The sequence below is a fragment of the Paraburkholderia sp. PGU19 genome, from assembly GCF_013426915.1.
Lineage (GTDB): Bacteria > Pseudomonadota > Gammaproteobacteria > Burkholderiales > Burkholderiaceae > Paraburkholderia.
Window position 1 is genome coordinate 3136852 of sequence record NZ_AP023179.1, and the last position, 22315, is coordinate 3159166.

At 62.7% G+C, this 22315-nt stretch carries 17 protein-coding genes; 7 read left to right on the forward strand and 10 right to left on the reverse strand.

The window, feature by feature from the left end:
* Nucleotides 1-4: 4 nt before the first annotated feature.
* The 9 genes from H1204_RS14250 to H1204_RS14290 form a co-directional block, all read right to left on the reverse strand.
* On the reverse strand, nucleotides 5-1312 hold the full coding sequence (locus H1204_RS14250) for a glycosyltransferase WbuB (RefSeq protein ID WP_180728816.1): 1308 nt from the start codon (nucleotides 1310-1312) through the stop codon (nucleotides 5-7).
* A 116-nt stretch (nucleotides 1313-1428) separates the two neighbouring features.
* Nucleotides 1429-2571, reverse strand: a complete 1143-nt coding sequence (locus tag H1204_RS14255; protein ID WP_180728817.1) for a glycosyltransferase family 4 protein — start codon at nucleotides 2569-2571, stop codon at nucleotides 1429-1431.
* Between the two features lie 105 nt (nucleotides 2572-2676).
* On the reverse strand, nucleotides 2677-3684 hold the full coding sequence (locus H1204_RS14260; RefSeq protein WP_180728818.1) for a GDP-L-fucose synthase: 1008 nt from the start codon (nucleotides 3682-3684) through the stop codon (nucleotides 2677-2679).
* Between the two features lie 5 nt (nucleotides 3685-3689).
* Entirely contained in the window at nucleotides 3690-4817 is a 1128-nt protein-coding gene (gene gmd, locus H1204_RS14265) for a GDP-mannose 4,6-dehydratase (RefSeq protein WP_180728819.1), read from the reverse strand.
* 59 nt (nucleotides 4818-4876) lie between these two features.
* The gene (locus H1204_RS14270) at nucleotides 4877-7102 is read right to left on the reverse strand and encodes a polysaccharide biosynthesis tyrosine autokinase (RefSeq protein WP_180728820.1); all 2226 of its coding nucleotides are present in this window, start codon (nucleotides 7100-7102) and stop codon (nucleotides 4877-4879) included.
* Nucleotides 7103-7177: 75 nt separating this feature from the next.
* Nucleotides 7178-8314 (reverse strand): polysaccharide biosynthesis/export family protein, encoded by a 1137-nt coding sequence (locus tag H1204_RS14275; RefSeq protein WP_180728821.1) that lies wholly within the window; start codon nucleotides 8312-8314, stop codon nucleotides 7178-7180.
* A 55-nt stretch (nucleotides 8315-8369) separates the two neighbouring features.
* On the reverse strand, nucleotides 8370-9755 hold the full coding sequence (locus tag H1204_RS14280) for an undecaprenyl-phosphate glucose phosphotransferase (RefSeq protein WP_180728822.1): 1386 nt from the start codon (nucleotides 9753-9755) through the stop codon (nucleotides 8370-8372).
* 68 nt (nucleotides 9756-9823) lie between these two features.
* The gene (locus H1204_RS14285) at nucleotides 9824-11434 is read right to left on the reverse strand and encodes a mannose-1-phosphate guanylyltransferase/mannose-6-phosphate isomerase (RefSeq protein WP_180728823.1); all 1611 of its coding nucleotides are present in this window, start codon (nucleotides 11432-11434) and stop codon (nucleotides 9824-9826) included.
* A gap of 73 nt (nucleotides 11435-11507) precedes the next feature.
* Nucleotides 11508-12509 (reverse strand): helix-turn-helix domain-containing protein, encoded by a 1002-nt coding sequence (locus tag H1204_RS14290; RefSeq protein ID WP_180728824.1) that lies wholly within the window; start codon nucleotides 12507-12509, stop codon nucleotides 11508-11510.
* 967 nt (nucleotides 12510-13476) lie between these two features.
* On the opposite strand from H1204_RS14290, the gene H1204_RS14295 reads away from it, so the two are divergent.
* The 3 genes from H1204_RS14295 (at nucleotide 13477) to H1204_RS14305 (ending at nucleotide 16630) form a co-directional block, all read left to right on the forward strand.
* Nucleotides 13477-15663 (forward strand): hypothetical protein, encoded by a 2187-nt coding sequence (locus H1204_RS14295; protein ID WP_180728825.1) that lies wholly within the window; start codon nucleotides 13477-13479, stop codon nucleotides 15661-15663.
* A gap of 233 nt (nucleotides 15664-15896) precedes the next feature.
* Nucleotides 15897-16037 carry a hypothetical protein gene (locus H1204_RS14300; protein ID WP_167352341.1) on the forward strand — a complete coding sequence of 47 codons (141 nt, stop codon included), beginning with the start codon at nucleotides 15897-15899 and terminating at the stop codon, nucleotides 16035-16037.
* Nucleotides 16038-16156: 119 nt separating this feature from the next.
* The gene (locus H1204_RS14305; protein ID WP_180728826.1) at nucleotides 16157-16630 is read left to right on the forward strand and encodes a GDP-mannose mannosyl hydrolase; all 474 of its coding nucleotides are present in this window, start codon (nucleotides 16157-16159) and stop codon (nucleotides 16628-16630) included.
* A gap of 80 nt (nucleotides 16631-16710) precedes the next feature.
* Here H1204_RS14305 and galU read toward each other — a convergent pair whose 3' ends face one another.
* On the reverse strand, nucleotides 16711-17643 hold the full coding sequence (gene galU, locus H1204_RS14310; protein WP_180728827.1) for a UTP--glucose-1-phosphate uridylyltransferase GalU: 933 nt from the start codon (nucleotides 17641-17643) through the stop codon (nucleotides 16711-16713).
* Nucleotides 17644-17861: 218 nt separating this feature from the next.
* Between galU and H1204_RS14315 the strand changes: the two genes are divergently transcribed.
* From H1204_RS14315 to H1204_RS14330, 4 genes are all read left to right on the forward strand, one after another.
* Nucleotides 17862-18896 carry a helix-turn-helix domain-containing protein gene (locus tag H1204_RS14315; RefSeq protein ID WP_243468513.1) on the forward strand — a complete coding sequence of 345 codons (1035 nt, stop codon included), beginning with the start codon at nucleotides 17862-17864 and terminating at the stop codon, nucleotides 18894-18896.
* A 150-nt stretch (nucleotides 18897-19046) separates the two neighbouring features.
* Nucleotides 19047-20537, forward strand: a complete 1491-nt coding sequence (locus tag H1204_RS14320; protein ID WP_180728829.1) for an MFS transporter — start codon at nucleotides 19047-19049, stop codon at nucleotides 20535-20537.
* Nucleotides 20538-20822: 285 nt separating this feature from the next.
* Nucleotides 20823-21176: a hypothetical protein gene (locus H1204_RS14325; RefSeq protein ID WP_180728830.1), complete on the forward strand. Its 354-nt coding sequence runs from the start codon at nucleotides 20823-20825 to the stop codon at nucleotides 21174-21176.
* A 271-nt stretch (nucleotides 21177-21447) separates the two neighbouring features.
* On the forward strand, nucleotides 21448-22260 hold the full coding sequence (locus H1204_RS14330; RefSeq protein ID WP_180728831.1) for a mechanosensitive ion channel family protein: 813 nt from the start codon (nucleotides 21448-21450) through the stop codon (nucleotides 22258-22260).
* Nucleotides 22261-22315 lie beyond the last annotated feature (55 nt).

A 22315-nucleotide genomic window follows, 5' to 3' on the forward strand; every position in this document is an offset into this window, starting at 1 on the left:
CGCGTCACTCCACTTCCGACTCCTCGACCCGTGCCGGCAAGATGGGCCCATTCGCCATTGGCGCCGCCACCGGCTTGTTGCCTGGGACGGCGGCGCCCGTCAGCAGGGCGAGGCGCGTATCGAGCGTGAGGAGCGTCGAGAGCGGCGACAGCATCGTCTCCGCGTAACGCCGCCCCGCCGCACCAATGGCCGCGCGCCGCACGCCGTCTTCGGCGAGCGTTGCGATGGCGTCGACGAGTTCGCCTGTGTCCTCGGGCGCCACGATCATGCCGTTGTTCGCGACCGCTTCGTAGAGCGCCGTGCCGGGGCGCGCCATCGCAATCACCGCGCCGCCGCTCGCGAGCATGCCCGTCAGTTTCGAAGGCATCACGAGATCGGCCGCATCGCCGCGCTGAGGTAGCACGTGAATATCGGCGACATTCAACAGTTCGTTCAGCGACGAGGCCGGCTGCAACGGCAGGAACCGGCAGTTGGGCAAACCTTCGCAACGCTTGACGAGATCGTCACGCGCCGCGCCGTTGCCGCAGAACACGAAGGTAATGTCGTCGCGCGCAGCAAGCGCGCGGGCTGCGTCCGCCAGCGTCTCGAGACCCTGCTTCGCGCCCATGTTGCCCGAGTACAGCACGACGGCATTGCTAGCTGGAATGCCGAGCGTCTCGCGGTATTCGCTCACGCGGCCAAGCGGGAAGATGTCGCGCGTGTCGACCCAGTTCGGCAGAAACTCCGTTTTGGCCACGTCGACGCCTTTGCCGACCGCGCGCTCGACCATCTGGTTCGTGATCGACGACACGACGTCGAAGCGCTTCAGGACGAGCCGCTCGATCCCGTACGCGATGCGCGCGGCGCGTGCGCTTTTTAGCAGGCCGAGATCGAAGGCAGCATCGACTTCGTAGTCCTGGACATGCAGCCACGCCTTCGCGCCCGTCACGCGCGCGAGCGCCAGCGCGCCCGGCGCGCAGGCCATCGTGGGCGCGATCAGCATCACGGCGCCGGGGCGCCATATAATTTGCCTCGCGAGCAGCGGCAGCGACGACAGCGCGAACGACGCGAGATGCAGCATCCGCTTCAGGCCGCTTGGTTTTGGCGGCACCCACAACGGCGCGCGCCAGATGTGCACGCCGCGTATGACGTCGCGTCGATAGCGCCACATGGAGTAGCCGTTCGCGACCTTCCAGTCCGGATAGTAGGGAGGCGCGCACACGACGCGCACTTCATGGCCGCATTCGGCCAGCATCTGCGCCATTTCGGCTGTGTACTTGCCCGCGCCCGAAAGTTCGGGCGCGAAGTTGAGACCATAGATCAAGATCTTCATGTTTGACTTCCACGACGACTGTCCGTCATGCGGCAGCGCACAGCGCTACGCCCTCCCCCTTCCCGACTCCCGACGCGGCCCGGCACGCTCACGCCGAATCCGCGCATGCCTCCCTTTCAAGTACCCAGCATCAATGCGCAACCGCGCGCGATATTGGCCGCCGCTGACGGCGGATCGAAACGCCGGATCACATCCATGCAGCGTTGCGCCGATGACTGTGCGTCGGCAAATGCTTCCGTTGCCTTCAGCAGCGTGCGCTGCAGCCCCGCGCCGTCGCCTGCTGTGAACGCGTAGCCACTCACGCCATCGTGCACGAGCTCAGGTACGCAGCCGCAGCTCTCGCTGACGACCACCGGGCAGCCATGCGCGAGCGCCTCGTTGACGACGAGCCCCCACGGTTCGCTGCGGCTCGGCAGCACGAGGCAGGTTGCGCCGTAGTATTCGCGCGACAGCGGCTCGTCCTGCAGGCTGCCGACGAACGTGATCGAGCGGTCCAGGCCCAGTTCGGTGACGCGCTTGCGCAAATCGCGTTCGAGTGGTCCCGTGCCGACGATGCGCAACTGCGGATCGGGCAGGCGCTTCGCAATTCCCGAAAACGCGTCGATCAGCGTCGTGATGCCCTTTTCTTCAGACAGCCGCCCGACGAACAGAAACACGGGCGCATTGCCCACGCGGTACTGCATGCGCTGGGCGAGCGCGCGCTCGGGCGAGAACGTGACGGGCAGCGCGGCCGCCTGACACGGAATGAAAATCTTGTCGCGCTTCGCGCCGAGCGACACCAGATAGTCGCGGCTGCGCTCGCCAAAGCCGAAGTAGCCGTCGCAGAGCGCAAAGAACACGCGCTTCGGAATCGACGTCAACAGACGCTTCGGCCGATCGCGAGCCGTCGAATCGCAGAACACGGCACGCCGCTTGCCCGTCACCACGCATGCGGCGAGCATCGCCCAGTACTCGGGGCGGTGATAACCGGGCAGCACGATCAGGTCCGACTTCGCCTTCAGCACTTCCCAGACAAGACGCTTCGTCAGTTGCCAGCGCGGCACGTCCTCGTAGCAGCCGTCGAAGAGCTTGTGCATCGGATAGCGATGAAACGAATAGTCGACGTCCGAAAAACCGATCCGATCATGTTCCGTGTCCGCGATCTGCACCATCGAGTAGCGGATCGCGCCCGATGCCGAGATGCTGTGCAACGCGGAGAACACGGCACCCTTGTGCCGTGACCACACAACGTTATGAAAGATCGTGACTGACGCACTCATTGATTACGGTCCTTGTTCGATCGAAACTGTCGTTTCTCCCAGCAAAAAGAACGGACGTCGCCCTTATCCCGGTCCCAGGCAACGTCCGTCACCAGGAGCGGCTCATCAGGCACGCGCGGCCATCGCGAACGAAGGCGCAACGTATTTTTCCCCTTGCTTGTCCAAGAACTTGTCTCCGTACTTCTCCTCATACTTCGCGGCGAATTCGCGATACGTATTCGCGATCCCGTCCGCGAGGCCGATGCTCGCGCGCCAGCCCATCTGCGCCAGCTGCGACACGTCGAGCAGCTTGCGCGGCGTGCCGTCGGGCTTGCTCGCATCGAACTGCAACTGGCCTTCGAAACCCACGACATCGCAGATCGTCTGCGCGAGTTCGCGAATGCTCAGGTCCTCGCCGACGCCGACGTTGAACACGCCCGTGTTCACGTCGTGCTCGAGCACGAAGAGCGTCGCGGCGGCCAGATCGTCGACATGCAGGAACTCGCGGCGCGGCGTGCCGCTGCCCCACACGGTCAGCGATTCATCGCCGTGCAGGCGCGCCTCGTGCGCCTTGCGGATCAGCGCGGGCAGCACGTGGCTGTTCTTCAGGTCGTAGTTGTCGTTCGGACCGTAGAGGTTGGTCGGCATCAGCGCGACATAGCGCGTGCCGTACTCACGGTTGTACGCGTCGCACAGCTTGAGACCGGCGATCTTCGCGATCGCGTACGCGTCGTTGGTCGGCTCCAGTTCCGAAGTCAGCAGATACGACTCGCGGATCGGCTGCGGACACAACTTCGGATAGATGCACGACGAACCGAAAAACACCAGCCGGTCGACGTTCGCGCGATACGCCGCGTGAATCACGTTGGTTTCGATCACGAGGTTCTCGTAGAGAAACTCGCCCGGCTGCGTCGAGTTCGCCAGAATGCCGCCGACGCGCGCCGCTGCGAGCAGCACGACGTCGATCTGCTCGCTTTCGAAGAAGCGGTTCACGGCCGCCTGGTCGGTCAGGTCGAGTTCGGCATGCGTGCGCGTGACGAGGTTGCGATAACCGCTCGCCTCGAGCTTGCGCACGAGGGCCGAGCCGACCATCCCGCGATGCCCTGCGACGAAGATACGTGCGTTCTTGTCCATGGGCGTCACTCGTGATGTTCCAGCGCCTTGAAGCCGGCCAGCGTGACGAGCGCATCGCGCCGCGCGATCTGGTAATCCGACACCACCATTTCCTTCACCAGCGTCTCGAACGAGGTGGTCGGCTGCCAGCCCAGCTTTTGATGCGCCTTGGACGGATCGCCGAGCAGCGTCTCGACTTCCGTAGGACGGAAGTAGCGCGGATCGACGCGCACGATCACGTCGCCCGGCTGCACGCGCATTTCGCTGCGATTACGGCGCTCGACATGTTCGACGATGCCCACTTCATGTACGCCCTCGCCTTCGAAGCGCACCGTGACGCCGAGCTCCGCCGCCGCGCGCTGCACGAACTCCCGCACGCTGTACTGGACGCCCGTCGCGATCACGAAGTCTTCGGGTGCTTCCTGCTGCAGCATCATCCATTGCATCTCGACGTAGTCGCGCGCATGGCCCCAGTCGCGCAGCGCCGACAGATTGCCGAGATAGAGTTCTTCCTGCAGGCCGACCGCGATGCGCGCGATGGCCCGCGTGATCTTGCGCGTGACGAAGGTTTCGCCGCGCACGGGCGACTCGTGATTGAACAGGATGCCGTTGCACGCATAGATGCCATACGCTTCGCGATAGTTGACCGTGGTCCAGTACGCGAACAGCTTCGCGACGGCATACGGGCTACGCGGATAGAACGGCGTGGTCTCGCGCTGCGGTACTTCCTGCACGAGGCCGTAGAGTTCCGACGTCGATGCCTGATAGAAGCGCGTCTTCTTCTCGAAGCCGCAGATGCGGATCGCTTCGAGCAGACGCAGCGTGCCGAGGCCGTCGGCATTGGCCGTGTATTCCGGTTCTTCGAACGACACAGCCACATGGCTCTGCGCCGCGAGGTTATAGACTTCGTCCGGCTTGACGCGCTGGATGATGCGCGTGAGGCTCGTCGAATCCGTCAGGTCGCCGTGATGCAGTTGCAGGCGCTGGTCGGGGTCGTGTACATCGCGGTAAAGGTGGTCGATCCGGTCGGTGTTGAACAACGACGAGCGACGCTTGATGCCATGCACCTCGTAGCCCTTGTCGATCAACAGCTCGGCCAGGTATGAGCCGTCCTGGCCAGTAATGCCGGTAATCAAGGCAACCTTTCGAGTCATCGTATTCTCCTTGGTGGACGTCAGCGGGCGCTTCAGCGCCTCACTCCGGACCCATGCGTTTAGCCTGCGATACTCTCGTAACCGTAATAGCCACCGCGATAACCCGAGCCGATGAAAGCGCCCGCCTGCGGCACGTCGGTCAACAACACCCCCTGCAAATCCACGCCGCCATTGCGCAGGCGCTTCGCGGTTTCCGCGAGCTCGCCCACCGGATGGCGACCGTGACGAATCACGAGCAACGTCGTTCCCACGTGCTTGCCGATCACGGTCGAATCAGTGACGGCGAGCACAGGCGGCGTATCGATGATGATGAAGTCGTACTGCTTCTTCAGCTCTTCGAGCATCGTTTCGAAGCGCTTGCTCATCAGCAGCTCCGAAGGATGCGAGGGCAGCGAGCCCTTGGTCAGCACGTCGAGGCCCGGCAACACGTCGCGCTGGATCGACGATTGCAGGTCGCCGCCGCGCAGCACGTCCGAGAGACCCGGCTGATGCTGCAGGCCGAAGTGCGAGTGCACGTCGCCGCGCCGCATGTCGCCGTCGATCACCAGCGTGCGCTTGGCCGTCGAAGCGACCAGAGCCGACAGGTTCACCGACAGGAACGACTTGCCCGCATCCGGGCGCGAGCCCGTCAGCATCACGACGTTGTTCTGCTTGTCGTCGACGGAGAGCTGCAGCGACGTCCGCAGATTGCGCACCCCTTCCACGGCGATATCCTGGGGTGCCTGTTCTGCGAGCACATGCAGGCCGCGCCGACGCATCATCACGTCCTGCTGCAGGCGCATCTGCTGCTCGCTGCGCGGCACCACCGCGAACACGGGCACGCCCAGCGCGGCTTCGAGCTCATCCGGACGTTCGACCCCGCCATACAGCGTCTTGCGCACGAATGCGAACACGATGCCGATGAACAGACCCGCACCGAAGCTGATCAGGATCACCAGCACGCGCTTCGGACGCACGGGGTCGTCGGCCGCCTCGGCAAAGTCGACGATGCGCACGTCGCCCACCTGGCCCGCTTTCGCGATGCGCAGTTGCTGCGCGCTGTTGAGCAGGTTCGTGTAGAGCTCGGTATCGACATGCACGTCGCGCAACAGGCGCAGGGCCGTCTGCTCGGTATCGGGCAGCGTCTGCACGCTCTTGCCCATCTTCGACAGATTGCCTTGCAGCCCGGCGATCTGCGCGTCGAGCGCGGCGACGGCCGGGTGATTCGCGGTGAAGCGTTGCGACATCTCCGCGCGCTGCGTCTGCAGGTCGACGAGCTTGGTCTTGTTATCGACGATCTGCTGCAGCAGCAGCCGGCTTTCTTCGCTCAGATCGACGGTGCCGTGCTGGTTGCGGAACGTGTTGTAGCGCTGCTCGGCGGCATCGAGTTCCTTGCGCAGCTGCGGCAACTGCTGGTCGAGGAACGCCAGCATGTGCTCGGCTTCCGTCGAACGGCTTTCGACGTCCTGGCGGATGAACTCGCGCGCCATGCTGTTCATGATGTCGGCCGTGAGCTTCGAATCGTGGCCTTCGAGGCTCGCGCGGATCACGCCCGACTGCAGCGTCGATTCGCCGATATCCATCGCCTTCTGCAGCCGCTCGACGGTGGTCAGCGTGGACCCGCGCGTCAGGTCGTAACGCGTGCCCGGCGCACCCGTCATTTCATCGACGCGCAGCGTGATCGGGCCAGCCGGCGTTTCGCGCACGACGTTCTCGCCGACGCGCCCTTCGAGAATCGCGACGCCATCGGGATTGTTCAGCACAAAGTCGCCGTTCTGGCCGGCGATCAACGTGAAGTCCTTGTCGTACATGTCCTTCGCCGTGTCGAAGCGCGACACCTTGATGCTCTCGTTGCCCCACGCGTAGCTCGGCAACTGCAGCGCCGGCGGCAGCGTGATGCCCCACTTGCCGTTCATCAGCGGCGCGAGCAGCCCGCCGACGAAAGGCAACGTGTGCGGCCGCGCAGCGATGTCGAGGTGCAGCGACTTGACGGTCTCCTCGGTCACGAGCCGCGACTTCATCAACTCGATCTCGGCTGCCGTCGACGGCTTCGTGTCGAACATGCCCGTCAGCGGTTGCAGACCGTCCTGCTTGTTGTTGTTTTCGGCCTTGTCGACCACATGGAACAGCACGTCCGCACGATAGACAGGCGTCGCGATGAATGCATACGCGGTGCCCAGCGCCGTGATGGCCAGCGTGATCATCAGAATGGGGCGCCAGTTCGCAACGATAGCCTGCAGGTAATCGGTCAGGTGCATCTCGTCCGAACTGACATCCGTATAACGATTGTCAAAGTTGATAGCCATTTGCTTGATCCATCAAAGACCGACAGTGTCGAAAGCGTTGCTTCACCCCGATAATGCAAAACGCATACCTGCCGCTCACTTCGCGAGCAACGCAGCCGTCACACCGGCGTTGATTGCCGGCAGCAGCAGCGTCAACACCCGGTTGAAGCGCACGAGGCTGTTGTTGTCGACATAGACGACATCCTTCGGCTGCAATTCGAACTGGTTCGCAAGCAGCATCGAAACGGGCGAGGTCGTGTCGAGGTGATAGATCTCCGGCTTGTCGCTCGTCGAATTGCGGATGACGAAGGTCTGCTTTGCGTCGGCCGTGTTCGGGTTGAAGCTGCCCGCCTGCGACAGCGCCTCCGACAGCGACAGCTTGCCGTCGCGCATCGGCAGAATCGTGGCGGGCTTGTTCACTTCGCCCATCAGATAGATGCCGTTCTCTTCGCGTGCCGGCACGCGCAGCATGTCGCCCGGTTGCAGATAGATCGAGGTTGGCGCGCGGCCGCGCTTGATCAGGTCGGGCATGTTCAGGTCGTAGGTCACGCCGTTGCGCACGAGTTCGAGGCGACCCTGGTCCGCATTCGGCGTAAAGCCGCCCGTGCGGTTGATCGCTTCCGTCAGCGACATCGGAATGTCGTTGATCTGCGCGGGCCCGGGCGCGTGCACTTCGCCGTCCACATACACTTGCGACGAGCGGAACGACGAAACGCGCACGGTCACTTCAGGCTTCGAATAGACCACGCTCAACTTTTTATACAGCTCTTTCTGCACCGTCGACGCGTCCTTGCCGCCCACGTGCAGCGTGCCCGCATACGGGAACTGGATGTTGCCGTCGGCATCGACGAGAAAGCCGAGCCCAGGATCGTTCTTGCTGCTCGATGCCTGCGGCTGTCCGAGCGCGGCGGCCAGCTCGGGGTGATCCCAGACGGTGATCTGCAACACGTCGCCGGGACCGATCTTGTAGACGGGCGGCTTGGTGCTAAAGAGACCAACCGTCTGTTGGCTGAGATCGGTCGTCTGGCCTTTCATCTTCCGCACCAGCGACAGATTGATGTCGGTGATGGGAATCTGGACCTGCTGCTCGGCCTCGGTACTGTACTCGCCGCCCGTATCCGGCAGCGCGGCAGGCGTGATCATCCGTTGTCCGGGTGCGAGACCGCAGGCGGAAAGCAGCAACGTGATCGACAGCACTAACGGCGCATACACGCCTGTTCGAATGCGGTTCATGGCAGTTCCTCCTAACACGGGAGCTTGGTCCTTTTTCATTGGCTTGCTCCCCGTCTCAATACGCGTTGGTATGAATGAAGCCTTTGACGATCGTGGCGCCGATAATCCGCATATCGAGCCAGAACGTCCAATGCCCCAGGTAATACAGGTCATGCGCGACCCGCCGCTCCATCTTTTCGATGCGATCGGTTTCGCCGCGGAAGCCGTTGATTTGCGCCCAGCCTGTGATACCCGGCTTGATCCGGTAACGATGGATATAGCCGGCCACGACCTTCTGATACAGATCGTCGTGTTCGAGTGCGTGCGGGCGTGGCCCGACCACGGACATGTCGCCGCGCAGCACGTTGAAGAACTGCGGCAGCTCGTCGAGACTCGTGCGGCGCAGGAACGCGCCGACCCTGGTGATGCGCGGATCGCCCTTGGTCGCCTGGCTGACCTTGCCGGCTTCCTCGGTGTGCACGCGCATCGAGCGGAACTTGTAGATCTTGAAGACGCGGCCATCGGCGCCCTTGCGCTTCTGGCGGAAGAACACGGGACCGGGTGACGATACCTTAACGGCAATCGCAATCGCGATCAGCAGCGGTGCGAGTCCGATGATGGCGGCCGCCGCGAACACGCGGTCGAATAGGTCCTTCTTGAACAGTGCGCGCGACGACAGCGGCGACGCGACGAGGTTAATCGCGGGCACGCCGAGCAGTTCGACCACGCTACTGGTGTCGAACAGCGCGAGACTGCGCACGTCCGGCATGAAGCGGATGTTCACGAGGTCGTTGCGAAACTCGGTGACGAGGCGAAAGATCGTGCGTTCGTCGGTGAGCGACAGCGCGAGCCATAGTTCATGCACGTCGTTGGCGCGCACGTAGTCGGCAAACGCCGCCTGCGAATCGAAGCAGGTCACGCGCGGGTTGGTCAGCGGCGATTCTTCGGGGTGTGTGTTCAATACGGCCGTAGCGCGAAAGCCCGTGGCAGGCTGCGATTCGACGCGGCGCAGGATCTGGTCGCAATGGCCGCCGCTGCCGACGATCGCCACCTGATGCAGATTCCAGCCAAGACGCCGCGCGCGGGCCAGCACGGCATGCGCAATCAGCCGCCAGGAGATCAGCAGGCCGCCCGCCATCGCCGTCCAGTACGCAAACCACAGGCGCGACACGATGTCGATCCGATGCAGCGAATACATCAACGCGAGCGCGCAACCCTGCACGACGAGCCACGCGAGCGCGACCTGCCCGGCGAGCGCGAGCTTCGAGCGGCCGCGCCACGATACATAGACGCCGAACGCCGGGAACATCGCCAGCGCAAAGGCAGCGGAAAAGAGAACGAACGCGTCGTAGAAGCCGCGCTGTGAAAATTCGTCGAAGCGGATCTGCGATGCAACGATGGCGCCTAAAAGTATCAGCGCCACGTCCGCAACCCGCGCGAAAAAGTCCTGTAAGTCCCGCATATCGGTCACCCTGCCATTCGTCGTTCGTTACCTGCTCTCCGGGTGTTGCGTGTTACGCCGCCGCGCGCCTAACTCGCGGCGTGAGTCGGGCCCTGCCCCGTGCCCTGACTCTGGTTCTGGCTCTGGACCTGAAGCGGGCCTGCGCCCTGCAACTGCTTCTGGTCATGCGCCTGGTCGCAGCGCCCGTAGGTATCGTCGAAGCGCACGATGTCGTCTTCGCCGAGATACGAGCCCGACTGCACCTCGATGATTTCGAGCGGCACCTTGCCCGGGTTCTCGAGCCGGTGGCGCACGCCGAGCGGAATGTAAGTCGATTCGTTTTCGGTCAGCAGGAACTGTTCGTCGCCGCGCGTGACGAGCGCCGTGCCGCGCACGACGATCCAGTGCTCGGCGCGGTGGTGATGCAGTTGCAGCGACAGCTTCGCGCCCGGCGTCACGACGATGCGCTTCACCTGAAAGCGGTCGCCGTGATCGATCGAGTCGTAGAAGCCCCACGGGCGGCGCACCTTGCGATGCGCGTCCGCCTCGGGCGCTTTCTGCGCCTTGATGCGCGCGACGAGCCCCTTCACGTCCTGCACGCGCGAGCGGTCGGCGACGAGTACGGCGTCCGCCGTTTCGACGACCACGACATTGGTCGTGCCGACGCACGCGACGAGCCGTCCGTCCGAATGCGCATAGCTCGATACGGCACCTTCGAACATCACGCGGCCGCGCCCGACGTTGCCGTTCTCGTCCTTCGGCTGCGCGGCCCACACGGCATCCCACGAGCCGAGATCGGACCAGCCGGCGTCGAGCGGTACGACCACGCCCGCCGACGTCCAGCCCACCGTTGCATTCAGGCGCTCCATCACCGCGTAGTCGATCGAATCGGCGGGCGAGCGCGTGAACGCGTCCGCCGCGGGCCGGAACGTGGTGCCGTCCGTTTGCCCTTGCACGAACGATGCGAGACACGCCGCGTGCATATCCGGCTGAAGCGATTGCAGCGTCGCGAGCCACACGCTGGCGCGCACGATGAAGATGCCGCTGTTCCACCAGTACGTGCCTTGCGCGACGTATTGCTTCGCGAGTTCGGCGGCGGGTTTTTCGACGAAACCGTCGATCTCGCGCGCATCGTCATCGAGCTTCCTGCCGACGCGGATATAACCAAAGCCCGTTTCAGGCGCGCGCGGCGGCACGCCGAGCGTGGCGATCGAGCCGCGCTGCGCATGGCGCGCGGCAACTTCGAGCGCGCGCTGCAACGCGGGCACGTCGCCGATCGCGTGATCGGACGGCATCACGACGAGAATCGCGTCGTCGCCGTTCGCGCAGGCGAGCGCTGCTGCCAGCGTCAGCGCGGGCGCCGTGTCGCGCCGCGCCGGCTCGACCACGAGACGCGGCGTGCAGGCATTGCACGTCAGCTGCTCGGCGATCACGAAGCGATGCTCTTCGCCGCACACGACGATGGGCGAATTCGACACGTTCCAGCCAGCCGGAAAGCCTTCCATCCGATGCACGGTGTCCTGCAACAGCGACTCCGAACCGACGACGCCAATCAGCTGCTTCGGGAAGTTCTCACGCGACATCGGCCACAGACGCGTACCTGACCCGCCCGCCAGGATGACCGGGACGATCTGCGTGCACGCCGGCAGCGCGCTGCCCGGTGCAGCCGCATTCGTCGGATTGTTCTGGTCGATCAACATGTTTGGATTCCTTAATGTCCATCCCTTAACGCCCGTATGAAGACCTGCGACACACTTCGGATCGTGGCCGGTGCTAGATGCCGGCTTCGCGCCGGGTCTTCATCCGGTATTCCGTCGGCGAGACTTTCATCCGCTTGCGGAAGATCTTGGCAAGGCGATCGCCGTTGCCCATTCCCGTGCGCCGCGCGATCTTGTCGACGGGCAGTTCGGAATCGGTCAACAGGCTGCAGGTAATCGCGAGCCGTGCGTGCAACAGGTAGTCGGACGGAGTGACGCCCACTTCCATCTTGAAGCGACGCAGGAAATTGCGTTCGCTCATCGCGGCCACCTGGGCCGCGTCCGCGATCGAGATCGACCGCTGGCAGTTCTCCTGTAACCAGCGCGCCGCGGCGCGCACCTTGTCTGCGGGACTCTTGCCCGTGCTGTCGCCCAACAGCGACATCAGGCTGTCGCCGGCGTCGGGCATCAGGCGTTCGGCGACGTTGCGTGCGACATCGATGCCCAGATCGCGCTTGATCAGCATCAGCGCGCTCTTCATCGATTCGACACGATCGTTCGCTTCACTGCCGTTACGTTCATCGCGTTCTTCGCACACGTTGTAGCTGCCGAAGTCGCGCTGCTGAATGCCGTTGATGCAGGCCGCTTCGAGCAGCGAGCGTCCTTCGCCGATCGGACGCACGGTGCTGGTGTTTGCATGCACACGCCGCAGCCAGGCAATGAGCCGTTCGTCGCGGGCCGCGGCACGCGCACCTTTGCCGCCCGCGACGAAAAGCGCATCGAAGCCCATGTAATGACGTGCATCGAGTCCATCCGTCCAGACGCGAATCGACGACGAGCACGTAATGTTGCCGCCGGCAGCCGAGAGGAAACTCACGTCATACGTCCAGCTGTGACTGGCGGATGAAGACAGTTCGTTAGCAGCGTGAAAGACTTCAGCGACGATGCCTGCGCCAAGAAGAGAACAGCCGTCGAAAAGCAGAATTGCAATGTGGCGTGTAGCGGCTGCGTAGTGCGCGCTGCGCTCAGGCGCTCGCACCCAGCCAACCATCGGAGATTCCAGACTTGCATACGCCATGACTCTTCCCCCTTGACCATTCCGGCGTGGAAAGAACTAGATAAATGCATGCGATGTGCAGTGCATCATACGCATTAAAAAAACAATCCCGGCAGGGACTGACTGAAACTGACGATGTATTGGCGTATTCGGTCCGTTGGATGCTAACCGGCTTTCAGCCCGCATTTAACAATCACATAAACCGATTATTACGGACCGCTATTCCACCGCCAATTCGCCATTTCATAAGACGAACCGAATTGCACGCCTTAGAAGCCTCGCCAGGCTTGACACAAAGCCTTACAAATTGTTGCAATTTCGATTTCATCATACCAATCAAACAGCAATTTTTTCGGCTTTGCATTTAAGGGACGCAATACTTACCCAGATGCATACCTAGTTATCCGGATTACCGATCCAATTGCCAGTTTGCTAAAATGAAATGACAGCGTTATTGATATGATGAAATTACGCGCACAGGGGCACGAATTAGGAATTATAAGAAGGGAAATGCCAGGCCAAATAATTTCTTCTATTCCTTTTTGAGTGGCACCATAAATAAATCAATTAATGTTTCAAACACGAAACATTGGGCCCCAGTGAGAGGCGCAATGGCGCTAACCAGGTGCAGTCAAACTGCCGTTTTGGCGAACCATTCATGTTCATTCGGACACGCAAACACGGTCTCTCAGCGTGACAGCCCTTATGCGGCTTGACTTCGAAGCATTAGTCAAATCTCGCCACGAACAAGCGTCGCGACGACGCAACATTCGTATCGATCCGCCAGCAAAGTTGCGCCCATACACTAGGAAACGTCCAATTCCTGCTAACTCACCGGTGTAATCTGGGTCGCGCGATATGCGGGTAACCGGTCATCGATACCGTTTGGGGAAGAATGACTGATGGCGATAACAGTGTCGGTAAGAGATGCACATCAGATTTTCAGCCGCGTCTTTCACTCAATGTTTCGTTCAGCTTGCGAGTAGCCATGCTAGCCGTATCCATTGCGATAGCGAGCGGCTGTGACAACGCATCGGCCGATAACGAAGCGGCTGCGAAGAACCCTGCTAACTGGACCCATTGCGCAGACGAGCAGGGCACGTGCAGCTTCAGCGGCACGCGCGACGTGCGTTACGGCAGCGAGACGCGCAACACCGTCAAGTCGCTGACGAACGGCACGCCTTGCGACAATGGGATATTCGGCGACCCTGCGCCTGGCGAGCTCAAGCAATGCTGGATCGCGGGCGCGAACGATGCAGTCAGCCCTTCCGCTTCCGCCAAAGCCACGACTGCATCCACGGGCGACGCCTCTGACGAGAGCGAATGGCCGATGAAAGCGCCGTCTCGTGCGAATGATTCTCAAGGACTCCGTTGTAACAAATCGTCGGACGTGGCGGCTGCGAACGCACAGGGCGATCTCATCGACGCCGACACACCGGGAAGCGACGGCACGCGCCTCTTTCCGCTCGACCGTTCGTTCCAGATTGTCATCACGACACGTGCGCCGCACGACGACAAGCTTGCATGGAAAGTTCGCGATGCATGGGGTACCGTGCAGGCAAGCGGCACGTATGGCGTTGTGCAAGGCGCCCGTCAGGTGACGTTGAATTGCGAGTCTTCACTAGCGGGATACTTCGCGCTGTCCGCATCATTGGAAAAGGCGCGTGGGCAACTGGCGGCGCGTGGCACGCGTCCGCAAGGCATCGCGACCTTCGGCGTGCTGCCCGATGTGTCGGCGAGCGTGCCGCCCGTGCATTACGCGCACGCGGACCTGCATCGCTTCGGCGGCCAGGGCGGCGCGTTCGTCGGACCCGGCCAGCACTGCTGCGACGGCGACGGCTATCGTCCGCTCTATACGCGGCTCGGTCTTACGTGGGTCAACGACAACCGCAACTGGTACAAGGAAGAACCGGACCGCGCGGACACCTTCAATCCCGCCACGCGGCAACTTGCGCCATTTTTCCGCAAAGGCGATCTGCTGCGCCTGATCCAGCTCGATGGCTTTCCTGGTTGGGCGAGTCCCACGGGCAAGCAGACGCACAGTTATCTGCCGAAGTCGACGGATGCGCTGCGCGAATACATGCAGCGTGTCGGCACTGAATCGAGCCGCGTGCGCAATACAGTCTTTCCGACGCAATCGAGCAACTACTATCAGGTGACATGGGAGCCCGATCTGGCAGGCGGCCTGCCCTGGCGCGACACCGATGCCAATTTCGTCCAGCTATATAAGTCCGTGCATGAAGGCATTCATGCGACCGATCCCAATGCGGTGGTGATGGGCCCGACGTTGGGATCGGTGGTTGGCAATATCGAGTGGCTCAAGCGTCTCGCGCCGCTCGGCCTGCCTAAGTATCTCGACGGGATCGCCATTCACGGCTACTACGATCCGGGCGGTAACAGCCCGTCGCATCCGCCCGAACGTCTGATGAGCGACAGCAATCCGCAACAGGCGCAATACGCGCTGCCAAACGCGATGCGCGCCTTGCGACGCGTGATGACGGATCAGTACAGGCCAGGCGCGAAGCTGTTCGCAACGGAAACAGGCATCAGCTACGACGTCGGCGAAGAATATGGCCCGCGCTATCCGCCTAACGATGTGCTGTACGCGCAAGGCGCCGTCGTCGCGCGTACTCATCTGATTTTGCTCGGCGAAGGCGCGGACATGACCTACATCTTCTATTCGAACGACTCGCCCGCCGCGACGCCTGGCTACGGCGTGTTCTTCGATCTCGAACATCCGAAAGGCGCGTTCGGTCCGAGCACGGTCAGCCCTAAGCCGGCTGCATCCGCGATTGTCGCGATGACGCGGCTGATCGACGGCACGGCCACGCTCGGGCCCGTCAAGCGCACGCCTGCGGGCGTCTACGCGTACGCGTTTCAGCGCCTGAACAACGGCAAAGTCGTCACGGCCGCCTGGACGCACGACAACGCAAAGTGGAACAAGGCGACTCACTTCGACCCGACAGCGGGCGTTGCATGGCGTCTGCAGGTGGATGCGCCGGGCACCGCGGGCAAGGTCACGGTGTTCGACATGATGGGCAATCCGTCGAGCGTGCCTTACGAAGATGGTTACGTGTCGCTCACGCTGACTGAGACGCCCGTGTATGTGGTGTCGTCGAATGTGGCTGTGATGAAGGCCAATGTCACGACGCCGGCGGGCTATGTCGCGCCATAACCGCCAGAACCGCCGTAATCGCCATAACCGCCGTGACGAAGCGCGCGTAAAAGGGCGCGCAGCGCGCGCGTACGCGCCGTCTTTCACTTTGGCCATACAAGACGGCATTTAGGCGTCAGACGACAGAACCGCGTTTTATTGCTACGTCTAGACTCTGAGCAATGCTGCAAGGCGCGCGTCATGCACGTGTCATGTAGCGCAAGCCATCGAGGCCATGATGACGGAGCGGTGACATGACCGGTTTGGGCTGGATCATGGTGATGGTGGTCGCAATGCTGGCGTCCTGGCTGCTGCTTAGCGTGGGCGTCGCCGTTGCTATCGCCCTTCTGTTCGGCACCGCGTCGCGGCTGTTCGCCAGCGATCACGATCAATAGACAGGCAAGCCGGCCGAGCACGCCGGCCGCCCGTCACACGTGCGGCGCGTGTGGCGGGCATTATGCTGCATCCCGTTTCGCTGCATCCATTAAACAAGACTACATGACGAGAGAGAGACATGGCCGCCACGTGTGCCGATTATCTCGAAGCAGGCGATTTTCTCCAGGTCGTCAAGATGACACCGCTCGTGTCGATCGACCTGATCGTGTCCGACTACGCGGGGCGAGTGCTCGTCGGGCATCGGCGTAATCGCCCGGCGCTCGGGACGTGGTTCGTGCCGGGCGGGCGCATCTGCAAGAACGAAAGGCTCGATGCGGCGTTCACACGCATCGTCGACGCGGAACTCGGCATCTCGGGGATGGAGCGCGCGGCTGCGCGTTTCGGCGGCCTGTTCGAACACCTTTATAAAGACAACTTCGCCGGCGCGGACAAGATCACGACGCACTACGTCGTGATCGCGTATTTCCTGACGCTCGAGAACACGACGTCTGTTGGGCGCTTCGACCAGCACAGCCGCTATATCTGGCTCACGCCTGAAGCGCTGCTTGCGCGCGACGACGTGCACGAAAACACCAAGGCGTATTTCCGCTGAGTCCGCGGACTAGGGTCGTCGGCTCACAATAACAACGGCGCGGCAGCTCGCGCCGCCGCGCCACGCTTGAGCGCCGGGAATCAGACCCGGCTCAACAGTTCCGCCAGCTCTTCCTGCGCGCCCTCGCCGTTCGTGCCGGTTACGCCCTGCATGCGACCCCGCAGATAGGCATCGAACGCATGTTTCACTTCGGGATGGCGCAACGCGAACTCGACCGTCGCCTTCAGGTAGCCGAGCTTGCTGCCGCAGTCGAAACGCTTGCCGTGGTACTGGTACGCGAGCGCCTGCTCCGAGCCGAGCAGCGACTGGATTGCATCCGTCAGCTGGATCTCGCCGCCCGCACCGGCAGTCTGGCGGCGCAGATGATCGAAGATCGCGGGCATCAGCACATAGCGGCCCACGACGCCGAGATTCGACGGCGCATCCTCCGGCGCGGGCTTTTCGACGATGTCCGACATCTTGAAGAGCCGATCGTCCCAGCGCTTGCCGTCGATCACGCCATACGAGCGCGATTCCTGCTTGCCGATCTCTTCGACACCGACAATCGAGCAATGATAGTGATTGAACAGGCTCACCATTTGCGACAGAACGGGCGGCGCGCCGTCGAGCAGGTCGTCGGCGAGCATCACGGCGAACGGCTCGTCGCCGACCAGCTTTTCCGCGCACAGCACCGCATGACCGAGCCCAAGCGGCTCCGGCTGGCGCACATAGCAGCATTCGACATGGCTCGGCTTGATGTTCTGCACCAGTTCCAGCAGCGCGAGCTTGCCGCGCGCGAGCAGCTCGCACTCGACCTCGTAGGACTTGTCGAAATGGTCTTCGATCGCGCGCTTGCTGCGCCCCGTGACGAAGATCATCTCGGTGATGCCCGCCGCGATCGCCTCTTCGACCGCGTACTGGATCAGCGGCTTGTCTACGACGGGCAGCATTTCTTTCGGGCTCGCCTTCGTCGCGGGGAGAAATCGGGTGCCGAGACCGGCCACGGGGAACACTGCCTTGCGTATGCTGAGCATGCTCGCGCCTCTTTTGAGTGGTTTGATAAGCATCGATACGCCAGCGTATTCCGCGAATATCGAGCCGATCTGCCAACTTCTCGGTATTTTCCGACTCAAACCGCCAGGGCTTAAAAACCTGGGCCTATGATGGACCCAAGGCACGCAGACCTTCATTCTTTCGCCGTCCTCGGCACTGGAGACAGACGATGCGATATGAGCACGCGGTGAGTCGATGGATGGATTCAACCTCGTCGAGCGCAGTCGTCAATGTCGGGCACATGGTCAAACGTATCGGCATTCTCGTTTTTGAACGATTTCCGCTGAGCGACGTGTGTCTGCTCGCTGACGCATTCCGACTCGCCAACGAAGCACAGGCCGATCAATCCGGCCCCGAGGGCGCGGGTATCAAACCCTCCTATTCGATCGTGATGCTGTCCGAAATGGGTGGCAGCGTCGTCAGCAGCTGTTCGCTGCGCGTGTGGACGGAAAGCCTCAATGGACCGCTCCTGAATGGCTTCGATACGCTGTTCATCGTCGGCGGCCCGGGCGCTTCGCGCGCGAAGGCGAACGAGCGGCTGATCCGGCGGCTGCGCGCGATCGCGCCGAAAATCCGCGTCGTCAAGGCGCTCGACGAAGGCCTGGGCGTGCTCGCTGCCGCCGATCTCGCCTTCGAGCGGCGTGGCTGGCGCAGCATGTCGGGTGCAACCGACGACTCAGGCAAACCCGTCGCCCCCGTCGTGAACGACACTCAATGGCACATCGAGCCCGGCGCCTCGATCGACGTCGACGCACCCGTGCGTTCGATCGCAGCCGCGCTCACGGTCATCAAGCGCGATCACGGCACGCCGATCGCGAGGCTCGTTTCGGAGCGCGCGCTGTCGGGCACGTCGCGGCGCCTCGATGCGATTCTCGACGACGACGAAAAAAAGGGCATCACCCGCAAGATCACGACGGCCGCGCACTGGATCCGCGAGAACTACACGCGTCACATTTCCGTGGCGGAAGCCGCCGAAGTCGCGAAGATGAGCGAGCGCAATTTCCTGCGGCGCTTCAAGGCGCAAGTGGGGCTCACGCCGTCGGAATACCTGCTGCGCGCGCGGCTCGACGCGAGTTGCCTGCTGCTGACGGAGACCGACATGTCGATCGACGGGATCGCGCGACGCTGCGGCGTGCGTAGCGGCGACGGACTCGCGAAGATCTTCCGCAAGCGCCTGTCCATTTCCCCGACCGACTATCGCGCGGCACACCGGCACAACATGTCGAAGAGCTGATCCCGGCGGCCTGCCCATGCGGATTCCGTTATATGGGACGACGCGTTGCGCATCAACGCGAGCATGAGCTAATAACAAAAATAACGTTGGTGGCTGCGGACAGGCGCCCGTAGGATTCGCCCTTTTGCGCGTTTTGCGCGCACCAGCCGCATGTCCACCGTTCTCGCGCCCGAAACAGGCGTCGCGCAGGCATCTTCCCGCGCGCACAACAAGCCCGTCATCCGTTCCGCCGCCGATGTCTCGGCACTCGTCAACCAGGGCGCCGCCATCGGCAGCGATGCGCGCATCGTCGTCGCGATCGCGCTCGGCGGCGTGTTCCTCGATGCCTACGATCTCGGCGCGCTCGCGTTCGGCCTCAAGGATGTCGCGCGCGAATTCTCGCTGACGCCCGCTGGCACAGGCTTCGTCGCTTCCGCGATCACGTTCGGCGCGATCGTCGGCGCGCTGTTCGGCGGCTTTCTGACCGACCGCATCGGCCGCTATCGCGTATTCATGGCCGACATGTTCTTCTTCGTGATCGCCGCGCTCGCCTGTGCGTTCGCGCCGAACGCATGGGTGCTAGGCGGCGCGCGCTTCGTGATGGGTCTCGGCGTCGGCATCGACCTGCCCGTCGCGATGGCATTTCTCGCCGAGTTCTCGCGGCTGCAAGGCAAGGGCAACAAGGCCGCGCGCGTCGCGATGTGGTGTCCCGTCTGGTATGCGGCCATCAGCGTGTCGTATCTGCTCGTGCTGGCGTTCTATGCGACCTTGCCGGAGAGTCATCAGCCTCTGCTATGGCGTCTGATTCTCGGCTTTGGCGCCGTGCCCGCCATCGTCATCATCTTGATCCGCAGCCGCTATATCAGCGAGTCGCCCGTATGGGCCGCGAATCAGGGCGATCTGAACGGCGCCGCGCAGATTCTCAAGCGCTCATACGGCATCGATGCAGACGTCGCGCCGGACGCCGCCGCCAAGGCGAAACAGAGCCACGTGCGCACGGCGTCGTGGAAGAACTACGGCACGCTGCTCAAGGGCGTCTATCTGAAGCGCACCGTGCTCGCGACCGTTATCTCGATTGCGTCGTCGTTCGCGTATAACGCGGTCGCGTTCGGCTTGCCGGTGATCATTTCGAGCTTCCTCGCGCAGTCGATGCTCACCACGATCCTCGCGTCGCTCGTGCTCAATCTTGCGTTTGCGTTCGTGGGCGGCATCATCGCGGTGCGCATGGTGCCGAAGTTCGGCGCCTGGAACATGACCGTGGCCGGCTATGCGTGCCAGCTCGTCGCGCTGGTCGGGCTCGCCGTCGTCGGCAAGCCAGCGGGCGCCGCGCAGGTCTCCATCGCAATCGCGATGCTTGCGCTGTTCCTGTTTGGCCAGGGCTTCGGGCCGGGCTCGCACACCATGACGTTCGCTTCGCTGAGCTATCCGACTTCGCTGCGCGGCGTCGGCGTCGGCTTCAACCAGACGCTGATGCGCGCAAGCTCGACCGTCTCGCTGTTCCTGTTCCCCGTGCTCGCCGCCGCGCTGCACACGCGTGTGTTCTGGATCATCGCCGTCGCGCCGCTGTGCGGCCTGCTCGCGCTGCTGGCGATCCGCTGGGAGCCGTCGGGCTACGACGTCGACGCGGAAGACTTCGCGCCAGCCGCGTCGCTCACGCAATAGCGACCTTCCAGCGCGAGGCGGGACAGCGCGATATGCGCTGTCGTCGCCAGACCGACAAGGGTCTCCGGGCAACCGGAGACCCTTTTTTACATTTGACGGCGCGAACCGTTGAGAAAAAGCATCGCGTGTCGTGCGTCGCCAACGCCTTATTCCGGAGTCCAGATATTTGCATTTATCGAGATGAAAAGACGTGCAATGATCGCGCCGCCATGCCCATGTGGTGACTGCACATTGACGTCACCCTGCGAGCGGACATTCGTAAAAGAACGTTTTCATCTCAAGTTCATGATCAATTTCCTGCTCGATCTGATTTCGAACCTGATCATCCTCGCCGTGCTGCTGACGGCATGTTGCGTGATCAACTGGATGAGGCCCGACGCGAAAGCGGACGGCTATCTGGTGTTCGTGGTGTTCGTCGCGATCGCGTTGCTGTTCGATGCGGCGTTGACCTTTCTGGTGTTCGCCGATTCGCAGGCGCGCTATGGCAAGTTCAGCACCCTCGGAGCGTTCATTCCGCGTCTTGCCGCCTATGTGACGGCAAGCGGCATCGCTATCGGCCTGTCGCGCATGCGCAGCCGCAAGGCAGCCGGGCGCGCCGACGCACGCGCCGTCATCCGCACGTCGGCCTCCGCCAATTGAGCCCGATTGGCACGGACGTGTTCAGGCGGGAATATGTCTTGCTGACGGCCGCGCCATCGCCTATAACAGTCGATGATTGCAAGCGGCGGCAACAGCGCCGCCGTTTCTCGCATATCGGGCAACCTGCCCGCTCAAGCCGTTCGCCGTACGGATAACAACGTCGTGTAGCACAAGCGATGGACGCGGCGTCCGCTCTGCTGGTCCGCCTCGCGTCCCCTACGCCGTCGCATGCACGCAGTCAGTCATACGAACCGACTCAAGCGAGGGAATCGTGGATATCGAAGCCGTACGCGTCTTTCTGATGACCCGGGGCATCGACTTCGGGACCAAGGTACTCGGTGCAATCGTTCTGTGGATCATCGGGCGATGGGTGATCGGGCTCGTCATCGGCCTGCTGCGCAAGGTGCTCGCGCGCAACAGCAAAGTCGATCCGACGCTCGCGCACTACCTTGGCTCGATCCTCGGCGCGCTTCTGAATCTGATCCTGATACTCGCGATTCTGCAGGTGTTCGGCGTGCAGACCACGTCGTTCGCCGCGCTGCTCGCGGGCCTCGGTCTCGCGATCGGCACCGCGTGGGGCGGTCTGCTCGCGCATTTCGCGGCGGGCATTTTCATGCAGGTGCTGCGACCGTTCAAGGTCGGCGATTTCGTGACAGCGGGCGGCGTGACGGGCACGGTTCAGGAGCTCGGCCTGTTCGGCACGACGATCGTCACGCCCGATAACGTACTGACCATCGTCGGCAACAACACGATCTTCTCGGGCATCATTTCCAATTTCAGCGCGCAGCCGGTACGGCGCGTCGAACTGACTGCGAAGGTCGCGAACGGCGTCGATCCCATCGATGCGGCGAACCGGTTGCGGGCCGCCGTCACGAAGATTCCAAATGTGTCCGAGAGCCCGCCGCCCGATATCGAAGTGCTGTCGTTCACGCCCGAAGGTCCGTTGCTGTGCGTGCGGCCTTACACGCACAACGACAACTACTGGCAAGTCTATTTCGACACGAATCGCGCGATCATCGAAACGTTCCGCGAAGCGGGCTATCCGACGCCGGAAACGCCTGTCGTGCGGCGTGTGGCGCCGTAGCGTTTCTGCTGCGATATCGCACTGTCTGATTGATCTTGTGCGCAGCAGGCATCGC

Excerpts from the sequence above, each read along its gene's own strand:
- H1204_RS14250 (WP_180728816.1), bottom strand. The coding sequence starts at position 1,312 with ATGAAGATCTTGATCTATGGTCTCAACTTCGCGCCCGAACTTTCGGGC.
- H1204_RS14255 (WP_180728817.1), bottom strand. The coding sequence starts at position 2,571 with ATGAGTGCGTCAGTCACGATCTTTCATAACGTTGTGTGGTCACGGCAC.
- H1204_RS14260 (WP_180728818.1), bottom strand. The coding sequence starts at position 3,684 with ATGGACAAGAACGCACGTATCTTCGTCGCAGGGCATCGCGGGATGGTC.
- gmd (WP_180728819.1), bottom strand. The coding sequence starts at position 4,817 with ATGACTCGAAAGGTTGCCTTGATTACCGGCATTACTGGCCAGGACGGC.
- H1204_RS14270 (WP_180728820.1), bottom strand. The coding sequence starts at position 7,102 with ATGGCTATCAACTTTGACAATCGTTATACGGATGTCAGTTCGGACGAG.
- H1204_RS14275 (WP_180728821.1), bottom strand. The coding sequence starts at position 8,314 with ATGAACCGCATTCGAACAGGCGTGTATGCGCCGTTAGTGCTGTCGATC.
- H1204_RS14280 (WP_180728822.1), bottom strand. The coding sequence starts at position 9,755 with ATGCGGGACTTACAGGACTTTTTCGCGCGGGTTGCGGACGTGGCGCTG.
- H1204_RS14285 (WP_180728823.1), bottom strand. The coding sequence starts at position 11,434 with ATGTTGATCGACCAGAACAATCCGACGAATGCGGCTGCACCGGGCAGC.
- H1204_RS14290 (WP_180728824.1), bottom strand. The coding sequence starts at position 12,509 with ATGGCGTATGCAAGTCTGGAATCTCCGATGGTTGGCTGGGTGCGAGCG.
- H1204_RS14295 (WP_180728825.1), top strand. The coding sequence starts at position 13,477 with ATGCTAGCCGTATCCATTGCGATAGCGAGCGGCTGTGACAACGCATCG.
- H1204_RS14300 (WP_167352341.1), top strand. The coding sequence starts at position 15,897 with ATGACCGGTTTGGGCTGGATCATGGTGATGGTGGTCGCAATGCTGGCG.
- H1204_RS14305 (WP_180728826.1), top strand. The coding sequence starts at position 16,157 with ATGGCCGCCACGTGTGCCGATTATCTCGAAGCAGGCGATTTTCTCCAG.
- galU (WP_180728827.1), bottom strand. The coding sequence starts at position 17,643 with ATGCTCAGCATACGCAAGGCAGTGTTCCCCGTGGCCGGTCTCGGCACC.
- H1204_RS14315 (WP_243468513.1), top strand. The coding sequence starts at position 17,862 with ATGGATTCAACCTCGTCGAGCGCAGTCGTCAATGTCGGGCACATGGTC.
- H1204_RS14320 (WP_180728829.1), top strand. The coding sequence starts at position 19,047 with ATGTCCACCGTTCTCGCGCCCGAAACAGGCGTCGCGCAGGCATCTTCC.
- H1204_RS14325 (WP_180728830.1), top strand. The coding sequence starts at position 20,823 with ATGATCAATTTCCTGCTCGATCTGATTTCGAACCTGATCATCCTCGCC.